Source organism: Nostoc sp. MG11 (assembly GCF_014904695.1).
Classification (GTDB): domain Bacteria; phylum Cyanobacteriota; class Cyanobacteriia; order Cyanobacteriales; family Nostocaceae; genus Komarekiella.
On the sequence record NZ_JACXXN010000009.1, the window covers coordinates 190,870 to 203,536 of the forward strand.

General features: G+C 38.8%; 3 protein-coding genes. All 3 read right to left on the reverse strand.

Annotated elements, in window-relative coordinates; translation table 11 throughout:
* Nucleotide 1: 1 nt before the first annotated feature.
* Nucleotides 2-5,944, reverse strand: coding sequence for a type I polyketide synthase (locus HCR01_RS15955; RefSeq protein ID WP_193197121.1), 5,943 nt, complete (start codon nt 5,942-5,944; stop codon nt 2-4).
* 78 nt (nt 5,945-6,022) lie between these two features.
* A complete protein-coding gene (locus HCR01_RS15960) occupies nt 6,023-11,569 on the reverse strand; it encodes a non-ribosomal peptide synthetase (RefSeq protein ID WP_193197122.1) in 5,547 nt (1,848 codons plus the stop codon).
* A 49-nt stretch (nt 11,570-11,618) separates the two neighbouring features.
* The gene (locus HCR01_RS15965) at nt 11,619-12,527 is read right to left on the reverse strand and encodes a cupin-like domain-containing protein (protein WP_193197123.1); all 909 of its coding nucleotides are present in this window, start codon (nt 12,525-12,527) and stop codon (nt 11,619-11,621) included.
* Between the last annotated feature and the right edge of the window lie 140 nt (nt 12,528-12,667).

Consider the following 12,667-nt stretch of genomic DNA (forward strand, 5'->3'; position numbering starts at 1 on the left):
CTTAATATTTGTTCAGAGATGACAGGATATTATCAATATCATCTTGATTCCATTGACTAGATTTAAATTCAGCAAAGTCTGAAGGAGTAAACTTTTGAACTGAAGACAACTCGTAGTCTTTAATTATTGACCGCAGTGCTGCTACAAAATTGTTAGCCAACAACTCAATAGTTTCTTGTCGGTGTACATTATTGCTGTAAATCCAATCGACTTTTAATTGGTCTTGGATAACTAAAGCATTAACTTCTAATAAATGGCTTCGCTGTCCACGCACACTTCGGGATAAACCGCTTGATTGTTTGGAGAATTTAAATAAAGAAGATTGAGGTAAGGTTTGCTCAAGATTTCCCAGGTAAAGAAAAATAACCTCTGCTGGCTGTAGCGATCGCACTTTCTCTGTAACTAATGTATCATTATTTAGATACTTTAGAACACCATAATCAAGCCCTTGATTCGGAAAGTTACGCAGTTGCTCTTTAACCACCTTAAGCGCTTCCACAGGCTCACATACATCCCCTATTTCTAAAAGTATAGGAGCAATATTAGTAAACCAGCCCACGGTTCTTGATAAATCTACATCATCAAAAATTACTTCTCTACTATTACCTTCTAAGTCAACTAATAACGATGAAGTTCCAGTCCATTTGGTAATAGCTTGAGTCAAGGCGGTCAGCAATACATTATCCATTGTCACTCGATAAGTTGCTGTGACTTCATCCTGTAATGCCTTGGTTTCTTCAGCACTTAGTGTAACTGATATAGTTTGAGCTGACCCAATAATGTTAGTACCATCTAGATAATCTGTTGGTAACGGTAATACCGATTCACGAGATGCAGCTAACCAATAAACTTGCTCGCGTTCTAACTCAACTGATTGCGCGTATTCAATTAAACGTTGTGACCATTGTTTGAAAGATGTGGTTTTTGAAGGTAACTTAATAGCTTGTCCTTGGCTTATTTGCTGATATGCTGTTTGCAAATCATCTAATAAAATCTGACAAGAACTAATATCTACAGCTAAGTGGTGGATAATAAACAACAAACGATTTGGCTGATGTTCTCCCATGTCAAAATAAGCAACTCTGACAAGTGTCCCATCTGATAGATTTAAACTTGCTTGTAACTCGTTAGCAGATGCTTCAAATGTAGTTTCTTGGAATTGCGGTGAAAGCGCCGATAAATCTACTTGTGAAAACGGTATGACTGCTTTGATATCTGTGTTAATCTGCTTCCAGTTAGATTCTGAGAGTTCAAAACGCAGACGCAGAGCGTCGTGATGTACTAGCAACTGCTGTATTACCTGCTCTAAAAATACAGGGTTAAGAGGTTGTTGTACTTCCAATAAAATAGCTTGATTCCAATGGTGAGAGTCAAGAATATTTTGTTCAAAAAACCATTTCTGAATAGGTGTTAGAGCTAGCTCACCTTGGACTATTCCCTGTTCAGCAACCACGGCTTTTGTACTACTTGCAATCTCTGCTAATTGTGCGATCGTTGGATATTCCAATAAATGCTGATTAGTAAATCGCAAGCATTCTTTGTTCGCTCTAGCAGCAATCTGAATACTTAAAAGAGAATCACCTCCTATCTCAATAAAATTATCATAAATACCTATCTGTTGAATACCAAGAATTTCTTGCCAGATATCGGCTATTTTTTGTTCAATTTTATTGCGAGGAGCAATATAATTATTGCTTAAATTTGGTCGCAAATAAAGCTGTTGACAATTTTCTTTATGAAAAACTTTTTTTGGCTGAATCCATCGTTCAATTCTAGCTTGTAAATCTGTGATTGAAACTATTATCTGATTAATTTTTTTGATAGACAAAATACGCTCAAATACCTCTAATCCTTGTTTGCTTGTCATAAATAAATCAGTAGAAATTTCGGGTTTTGTCGCTAATTCAGCGGCTAATTCACTGGTTAACCAGTTATCCCAGTTGACACTTATCCAAGGAATAATATTTCTCTGATTATGCTTGTAAATAAAGGCATCTGCAAAAAGATGTGCTGCTGGATAAGCCGCCATCCCCAAGGCTCCAACAACAGATGATAACGAGGATATTAATATACAAAAATCAAGTTCTATCCCCTGCAAAACTTTTTCTAATATAAAAAGTCCATGCCCATTTGCTCTTAGTTGCTGTTCACATTCACTCCTAGTTATTTCAGAAATTGTTTTGAATAATTTTATCCCGCCTGCATGGATGACTCCATTAATTTGAAGAAAACGCTGCAAAGTTTCATCAATAACAGCTTGCATTTGTAATTCATTACTAACATCAGCACTCAATATCAAAACTTCTGCGCCTAGTTGTTCAAGAGAACGCACTTTTAGTATTTTACGGCTGTGTTTATCTTCTTCGTCATGAGTAGCTAACCACTCGTCCCATGTTTCTGCTGCGGGAAAAATTGAGTGAGTTGTAAGTACTAATTTTGCTCGTATTGTCTGAGCCAAGTATTCTGCCAGTTCAAGCCCGATACCTCCTAAACCACCAGTAATCAAATATACCCCTTCTTGCTGTAATGGAGATGTAGCAGGTTCATAGTCGAATGATTCAAAGGTTTGCACCCAGCGATGATGCCCACGATATGCAACAGTAATATCAGAAGACTTAGTATTGAATTCTGTCAGTAGTTGCTGTATCAGTTGGTTTTTTAAGAAAGTATGAGAAGCGGGAGTTACAATATCAATACTACGACAGGTAATGTTTGGATATTGTTGAGGAATAACTTTACACATCCCCATAACAGTAGCCTTTTCGGGATTCAAATTTTCACTACCTATGACATCGTATAAATTATTGGTTACAACCAAAATATCTATAGACTTAGTAATATCATTTTTATCAAAGGATTTTGCTAAGAATAAGAGACTGTAAAAACCCGGATTTTGGGAATTTTCAAATAACTCAATTTCTGATTGTGTTTCTTCACTTGGCGTAATGCTCCACAAATGTAATATTAAATCTGGAACTTGATCCAACTCGTGTAAATTTGCAATTAAGGCATCGTAATCTTCGAGGGATTGAGTATTTATGGTGTATCTGCGATCGCTCTTTTTACTAAACTGTTCTCCTAAATCTACAGAAATAACATCACATCCACTACTTTCCAAGTGTTTCGCTATTTCTTCCCCTACTCCGCAAGCATCTATAAAAATTAGTACCTTTTTTCTAAGTTGGGTAGATTGAGGTGTAGTGGATTGTTTCCAAACTGGAATATAAAACCAGTTTGCAATATCTAGCTTTTTGTGGTTTGTTGCAAGAGAATTTCTGGATATTTTTTGTGCTTCAATCCAATATCTTTCTCGTTCAAATGGATACGTCGGTAAAGGAAGGCGATCACGGCGCTCAAAAGTATAAAAATTTTCCCATGATCCGGCAATTCCAGTTAGCCATAGACGACCCAGAGTATTCAGCAAGAACGCAATATCAGCTTGTTCTTCTTTAGGATGGCGCAAAGAAGAAAGTATAATATGCTGCTCTTGTTGGATATGTTGTTTGGCAAAAGCACACAAAGTACGCCCTGGGCCAACTTCCAGTAAGATAAGATTTGGCTGTTCTAACAATGTAGATATACCCGCAGTAAACCTCACCGTTTGCCGTAAATGCTTTGCCCAATAATTTGCATCTGTTGCTTCTTGGGTTGTTATCCAAGTTCCAGTCAGGTTGGAGATAAAAGGAATCTGGGGAGGATTAAGTTTGACTTTTTTAACTTCTGTAATGAATGGTTCCAAAATAGATTCCATCATTTGAGAATGAAAGGCGTGGGAGGTATGTAGAAGCTGACATTCTACACCTTGTGCCAGTTGTTCTTTAAATGCACTTATCGCTTCATCGGTTCCTGAAACCACACACGAGTTAGGTGCATTGCAAGCAGCTATAGATAAGTTTTCATCAACAAGAGGTTCAACTTCTGCTTCTTTTAAAGGTACAGAGAGCATTTTTCCAGAGGGTAATTGCTGCATGAGTTGTCCACGTATAGCAACTAAAGCTAAAGCATCTTCAAGAGTCATGACTCCAGCAAGGCAAGCAGCTACATATTCTCCGATACTATGTCCGATCATTGCTTGGGGAGAAATACCCCACGATATCCACAACTGGCTCAGGGCATACTCAATGACGAATAATGCAGGTTGAGTAAAGCAGGTTTGTTTAAGTTTCTCTGCTGCGGCTATTTTTTCAGACTGATTGGGATAAATGAGCGATCGCAAATCTAAACCTAAATAGGGTGTTAGTATCTGACAGCACCGCTCTGCTTGCTCACGAAATATCGGCTCAGTTTCATAGAGTTCTTTACCCATGTCTGCATACTGGGAGCCTTGTCCAGGAAACATGAAAGCGATGGAGCGATTGTTACCTGGCTCTTGAAATTGAGTGAAAACTCGTTTTGAGGCTAGTTGACTTAATTCATGAATTGCATCCTGGATATCAGAGCAAACCAGTATTTGGCGATGATTGAAGTCTCTGCGCCCCACTTGCAAGGTATAAGCCACATCTGCAAGGTTTTCATGAGGATGCAACATTAGATGTTGGGCAAGATTTTGCCTAGCAGTTTGTAGCGCCGACTCGGTTTTAGCAGAGAGTAGTAATAATTGCCAAGAACGAGAAGGACTAGACGCTGGAAGTATTGGAGCTTCTTCTAGAACGACATGGGCATTGGTTCCCCCTATTCCGAGAGAACTAACACCAGCGCGACGTGGAGTAGAATTTGCTTGCCATTCTGTTAGTTTTGTATTGACGAAAAAGGGACTATTAGCAAAATCAATTTCAGGATTAGGCTGTTCAAAGTTGAGACTAGGTGGAATTAACTCATGTTTAAGGGCTAGAGCTGTCTTGATTAATCCGGTAATTCCAGCCGCCGCATCTAAATGACCAATATTTGTTTTGACTGAACCAATCGCACAAAAACCTTTCTTTTCTGTACTAGTACGAAAGGCTTTCGTCAGTGCCGCAATTTCAATTGGATCGCCTAAAGCTGTCCCAGTACCGTGGGCTTCAATATAGTTGATTGTCTCAGGCTCTACCTCTGCTAACATTATCGCTTCTGCGATCGCTTCTGCTTGACCGTCTACGCTAGGCGCTGTAAAACCAACTTTTACAGCACCATCATTATTGATTGCTGCACCTTTGATAACTGCATAGATGTGGTCACGATCTGCGAGCGCATCTTCCAACCGCTTCAGAACAACAACCCCCACACCATTACCAATAGTTGTTCCCTGTGCTTTGGCATCAAAAGCTCGACAATGACCATCAGGAGATAGTGTCCCTCCCTGTTGATACAAATAACCCGTTTTCTGTGGCACTCGAATGGAAACTCCTCCTGCCAAAGCTATGTCACATTGGTAGCTTTGCAAGCTTTGATAAGCCAGGGTGGTAGCAACTAATGATGTAGAACAAGCCGTTTGAACTGTAATACTTGGCCCTTTCAGGTTTAATTTATAAGATACACGGGTAGAGAGAAAATCTTTATCATTACCAATTAACTTTTGGTATAACTGCGCTGACCCTAGTTGGTCATCATTCAAATCAATAGATAAGTAGTTATTTAAGCTAGCACCAGCATAAACTCCGATACGACTTTCACATTTAGTGGAGTCATATCCAGCATTTTCCAAAGCCTCCCAAGCACATTCTAAAAACAGACGGTGTTGGGGATCTGTGGTTTCTGCATCTTTCGGATTAATATCAAAAAATGCAGCGTCAAATAAATCTATATTTTCTAAGACACCGCTAGCTTTGACATAATTATTATCATTTAGAGAATTCAAAGTAATACCACCAGCTATTAACTCTTCATCCGTAAATAAAGATATTGACTCTACACCACATTGCAAATTTTGCCAAAACAATTCTATATTTTTAGCTCCAGGAAAACGTCCTGACATTCCTATAATGGCTATTCCTTGTATTGATTCGTAATGTTTTTGGCTATCCATAATATTGTAAAACTTAGTTTTTTTACCTATTAATGATTTTCTAACTATACTTGAAATACATTACACAATCAGCCTTGTTCAACGAGAATTATTCCTGGGTTGTTTCATAAATAATTGTTTTTGTTTCTGACGTATTTCTATTTGCTTTTGCACGCGATCGCGCACTGGTTCAAACATAGATTTTTCTTCTGTTGTTTGATTTAAATATTGAGCTAAAGAGTAAATAGTTGGATTTTGAAACATGGTGACAACTGGTATATCTTGCTGCAAAATTGTATGCAATTGATTATTTACTTGCAGCATTAGTAATGAATGTCCACCTAAATCAAAAAAGTTATCATGAATGCCTACTTTCTCTAAATGTAATACCTGTTGCCAAATCTGAGCAATTGTTTTTTCTATTTCAGACTGAGGTGACTGAAAAGCTGTTGCCAACTTTGGACGCAGATTTTCAGGTGCAGGTAATGCACGACGGTCTACTTTGCCGTTAGGTGTTAAAGGTAAAATATCTAACACAACAAAGGCAGAAGGAAGCATATACTCAGGTAGTTTTTCTTTGAGAAAATCCCGTAGGTGATTGACACAAAGAGTAACTTCTTTATGAGTAACTAGATATGCAATTATACGATAGTCATTTGGTATATCTTCCCTAGCTACTACTACCGTTTCTTGTACATCTGGATGTTGCTCTAATAAAGCTTTAATTTCTCCTAGTTCAATACGGAAACCGCGAATTTTCACTTGATGGTCAATTCTACCCAAAAATTCAATCTTGCCATCTGTTTGGTAACGCGCTAAATCTCCAGTTTTATAAATGCGTTTTCCTGATTCAAAAGGACTAGGAATAAACTTATCTCCAGTTAACTCAGGTCTATTCCAATAACCTCGCGCTAGCCCAACACCGCCAATATGCAATTCACCTGGAACTCCTATAGGAACTAATTCCTGATGTGGATCTAAAATATAGAATTGGGTGTTAGCAATGGGACGACCAATAGAGTTAATACCGTGCTGTTGCTCTTGAGAGTTTACCTTTTGTACTGCCGACCAAATAGTGGTTTCTGTAGGGCCATATAAGTTCCACACTTCTTGACCTCGTTCTAACAACTGATAAGCAAGTGAAGAGTCTAAGGCTTCACCACCACAAAGAATTTTCATGGTATTCTTGCTCTGCCATTCAGCAGCTACTAGCATTCTCCAAGTAGCAGGGGTGGCTTGCATAACTGTTATGCCATTGGAGACTAAGTGTTTTGATAACTGGATGCCATCGGTGCTAACCTCCCGATTGACCAATACTAAACGAGCGCCAACAATCAGCGGTAGATACAATTCTAGTGCTGCAATGTCAAAAGATAAAGTAGTGACAGATAGAAGGATGTCTTCCTTAGCTAGCCCTGGAATTTGATGCATGGTGGTTAAGAAGTTAACCACAGCGCTGTGGGGAATTTGTACTCCTTTGGGTTTTCCCGTAGAACCAGATGTATAAATTACATAGGCTAAATTTTCTGGGCTGGCATTACTGACTACATTTTCTGCGCTGTAATCAGCAAACGCTGTACTGTCGATGTCAATACATACTAGTTGTGCCGAATGTAGTGGCAAATCATTAACTAAATGAGCATTTGCTAACAATACTGACACCTGAGAATCAGCCAAGGTAAAAGCTAAGCGTTCTTTAGGATAGGCTGGATCTAAGGGCATATAAGCACCCCCTGCCTTCATAATGGCTAGTAATCCTACTACCATTTCAATAGAACGCTCCACACAGATACCAACCATAACATCTGGCTTCACGCCTAGCTGCTGCAAGTAATGTGCCAGCTGATTTGCTCGGCTGTTTAATTCTTGGTAGGTTAATTGTTGGTTTACTCTGCGAGAAGCCGACGGCAGTCCACTTAAGTCAAGCCGCTGCCTTGCGGGGGTTCCCCCCGTTGTAGCAAGTGGCGCGAGGAACCCGCCCCCGTGGCTGCCTCCGCTATGCGCGTCTACAAAGATAACAGCAATGTCAGACGGCGTTTTCTCTACCTGCGCCTCAAATAACTCATGAATGCATTTATCTTGTGGATAGTCTGTCTTGGTGTTATTCCACTCAACTAATAACTGTCGTACTTCAGATGGCATCAGTAATTGCAAGTCTGCAATACATTGTTTGGGATCGCTAACTATGCTTTCTAGTAAAGTCTGGAAGTGTCCAAGCATCCGGGTAATAGTATCTGCATTGAATAAATCCGTGTTGTACTCGCAAGTTGCAATAAATCCTTGCGCTGAATCCTCTATAAACAATGTCAAATCAAACTTTGATGTTCCGTTGTAACCTTCTTCATAAGTCACTGATACATCCGATAGACTTAAATTGGGTTTTGGAAGATTCTGAAGAACGAACATTACCTGAAACAGTGGATGATAGCTCAAGTCTCTGGTTGGCTGTAACTCCTGTACTAACTTTCCAAAAGGTAAGTCTTGGTGAATATATGCTTCTGAAGCTGTTGACTTTACCCGCGCTAATAACTCCTGAAAACTCAGTTCGCCAGAAAGGTCTGTACGCAGTACTAAAACATTGACAAAGAATCCGATTAACGACTCAATCTCTGCTCTGTTACGACTGGCTATTGGCGAACCGACTAAAATATCAGTCTGACCTGTGTAACGATACAGCAAGGCTTTGAAGGCTGCAAGCAAGGTCATAAACAGAGTTACTCCTTGCCGATTGCTCAAATTCTTCAGTTCTTTTATCAGAATTTGAGAAAGAACTAATTTGGCTTGAGCGCCTTTGAAGGTCTGAACTGGCGATGTCTGATGACAAGAAGTAAAGCTTCTACGCGGACGGTCAGTTGGTAAATTTAATACAGTCAGATCACCGCCTAACTTTTGTTTCCAATAAGTCAATAAAGATTGAATGCGCTCAAAATCAAGCCATTGTCGTTGCCAATTGACAAAATCTTGATACTGAATGGGTAATTCTGGAAGTGGTGTACCCCTTTGGGGAAGCAAGCTTCGCGTAGTGTCTGTCTGCGAAACGCTGCGCGAACGCACAGAGAGTTTGCCTGTAGAAAATGCTTCGTATAGTGCAGTTAGTTCTTTGATCAGAATACTAATAGACCAGCCGTCCGCAATTATATGATGCAGAGTGACCAAAAATTGATAATTTTTATCATTTAAATGCAAAATTTTAGCACGCAAAAGCGATTGACAAGATAAGTCAAACGGCTGCTGTGCGAATTCTATAGCCAAACGTTGTGCTTCTTGAGTGCGTTCATTTTCTGATAGGACACGTAAATCTTCAACCATTAAAGTTAAAGGTGTCGCTTGATTTATAATTTGGGCTGGTTGCCCCTCAATTACTACAAAGCTTGTCCGTAAAACTTCGTGTCGTCTGATAATTTCATTAAGACTATCTTGTAAGGCTACTAAGTTAATGTAACCTTTTAAGCTCATAACTATAGGAATATTATATGTAGGAGTATGTGGATTTAGCTGATTGATGAACCACAATCCCTGCTGGGCATAAGATAGAGGCTGAGTGGATGTAGTTTTTTCTAATTGGGTAAGGGATATTGATGGTATTACATCTGTTGTTATTTGAGCCAGTATCTTGGTGACAAGCTTGAGCGTACTTATTCTTTCAAAGAAATCTGCTATCGATACTTCTACTTCTAAATCAACCTCAATCCGGTTTTTTAACTCAAATACTTTTAAAGAATCAAACCCCAGAGCGCTTAATGGTTCTTCAGGATTGATATTATCTGGTGCGATCGCAAGTACTCTGGCTTCTTGTTCAATCAGATAGGCTTCTAAAAGCGGTTGACATTGCGTTGGGGAAAGCGTCAAAAGTTCGGAACGCTTTAATCGAGTTTCTTTTCTGACAATATTGCTAATTTTGAAAATATCACTGCCAATTACATTTAATTCACCATTCTGAAACTGGGTGCGAATTGCACGACGTTGAATTTTACCGCTGGAAGTTTTGGGAATACTACCTGGTTTAATCAAAACCACAGCATAAACTTGTACCTCATGTTCTTCAGTAACAGCTTGGCGAATTGCAGATATAACCTCTTCTAAATTTGGCTTGGCGCGAAACTTCAATTCTTGTACGATTACCAGCCGTTCTTCGTTGTTAACCTCGACTGTAAATGCTGCGCTAGCACCGGAATGCAAAGATGAATGGCTGCGTTCTGCGGTTAATTCTATATCTTGTGGGTAAAGATTTCTACCGCGAATAATTATTAAATCTTTGGCTCTACCTGTAATGAAAAGCTCGCCATTCTGTAAAAACCCTAAATCTCCCGTCCGTAGAAAAGGGCCTAAACCTGTGTCTGATAGATAAGCATCGAAGGTTTCTGCTGTCTGGTGAGGACGATTCCAATAACCTTGACCAACACTTGGCCCAGATACCCAGATTTCACCAATTTCATTAGGTTTGCAACTACTGAATGTGTCTGGATGAGCGATCGCTACTTCCTGTTGTGGTATGACTCGACCACAACTGATGAAATAAGAAATATTCTCATCGTTAACAGATGCTTCTACTACCCGATTAGATTCTAATGCAGGCTTCTGGACTGTCTTGATAATCGGTGATGTTGCCTTCTGCACACCAGAAACCATCAGAGTTGTTTCAGCCATTCCGTAACAAGGATAGAATGCCTCTTTACGGAAGCCACAATCTGCAAAAGCTGCTGCAAACCGCTCCAGAGTATCATACCGAATCGGTTCAGCGCCGTTAAATGCAACACTCCAACTACTCAAGTCAAGAGTTTGTTTTTGTTCAGGAGTAATTTTTTGAGTACATAATTCATAAGCAAAATTAGGGCCCCCACTTGTTGTACCTTTGTAGTGAGATATGGCCTGCAACCAACGATAAGGACGTTGGAGAAAGGAAGTTGGAGGCATAATAATGCAAGGAAAACCTCCATACAAAGGTTGTAGTATTCCCCCAATCAGACCCATATCGTGATACATCGGCAACCACGTCACGAACTTACTTTCTGGAGAATGCTCCATAAATTGGTAAGTTGTGTCAGCATTGTGCAGTAGGTTTCCATGACTAATCATTACACCTTTGGGTGTCCCTGTAGAACCAGAGGTGTATTGCAGAAAAGCTAAGGTATCTTGATCAATAGAGGGTTCTTGCCAAGTATCTTCTATTCCCTCTACAAGATTGTCGGTAGTTAACCACTGTAAGGATTCTAAGTCAGTCTTTTGTGACATTAAAGACCGCACTGTAGAGAGGATTTCTGTTGTCGTCAGAGCGATCGCTGCTTGTGCATCGATAGAAATAGCTTTTATTCTCGGTGTGTTGCGCTCATTTCTGGGGGGATATGCAGTTACAGCCACAACTCCCGCATATAAACAACCGAAAAAAGCAACTAAAAAATCTAGTCCGGCTGGATAAAGTAGTAAAGCGCGTTCTCCAGTCAAACCCAATGCTTGTAATTGAGCAGCTATTTGACGCGATCGCCTATCTAATTCTTGATATGTTAGCGTTGTTTGTTCTGTTTCTCCATCTAACAAAAAGGTAAAAGCGTCTCTATTTGGCTGCGTAAAGCTTCTTAAACGCAGGACTTCGACAACTGTTGAAAAGTCGCCATCAATGTCAGATAAGTTATGATAAAAACCATTCATTGTTATTTTCAACTCAAGGCAATGTGCAACTTATATGTTTACAACAGTTTCAATTAAACATACTTTTAAAAAATCCTATAAAATCTTTGAGATTTCCCGCAGAAATTGTATGAGATAAATAATGAGGTGCAATGTTAAAAAAAACTGATAACATATTTTTCTGCCACCAAAAATCTTGAATTTTTAGATCATACCAAAATGATAATGATATATTCTCATCGACTGCGGTAAGATGATGCCACCAAAAAGGTGGTATATAAAGTATTTCTCCTGGTTGAAGTATAACTTCTATTCTTTCTTGCCAAGGAAACTTCGGAAATAATTCCAAATTGAAGATGTCTGGCTTTACTTTGCTATTATATGCTGCGCCAGAACTCGCTTCAAGAGGTGGATAGAATGACAAATAATTTGAAGGTGGAAATAAGAGTATTCTTTTTCTACCTCGAATTTGAGCAAAAATATTATGTAATGGATCAAAGTGAAGGGTAGTAGTTGAAGAAAAGTTTTTACTTGAAAAACCATACCATAATGTCACAAATGCTTTCCTGTTGAAGTATTCTGGATAAGCTACATCTCCAACAATTTCAGGAAAACGTTCTTCAAAATGCGCTTCAGATAAATAACATTCTAAATACTGAGCATTGTCATTTTGATTAACTCTATTTTCTATATGGTTATTTATATACTCCTTAAATTTCATTTCTTGTTTAGGATTATAACCATCTTCGTAAGAAAAATTTTTATGATCATCCCAAAAATCTTTTTTATAAAACCTTACTGGAACAATATTATTCCCACAGTGGTTTATCAGATAATCATGAGACCAATTCTTACAAGCATCCCAATTTTTAGCAACATCTTCAATTATAAAAGGCTGATATTGTTTACACATCTCTGAAAACTCTTTGATACTAGGATTCTTGATTTTTAAAATTGAACTACTAATTTGGATTTGCATAAAAACTCCAATATGCTTACATTTTGAACTGGAAGTTTTGCATTTTTTAAAAATCTTGCTACATAGAATGAATTCAATATTCATTCATTTAGGAATTATTAAAGCAGTTTTAAGTTCAATTACATTGGCGATAGTGTTGG

What these genes read in the sequence shown, in the direction of transcription:
- HCR01_RS15955 (WP_193197121.1), bottom strand. Translation starts at nt 5,944, where the DNA reads ATGGATAGCCAAAAACATTACGAATCAATACAAGGAATAGCCATTATA.
- HCR01_RS15960 (WP_193197122.1), bottom strand. Translation starts at nt 11,569, where the DNA reads ATGAATGGTTTTTATCATAACTTATCTGACATTGATGGCGACTTTTCA.
- HCR01_RS15965 (WP_193197123.1), bottom strand. Translation starts at nt 12,527, where the DNA reads ATGCAAATCCAAATTAGTAGTTCAATTTTAAAAATCAAGAATCCTAGT.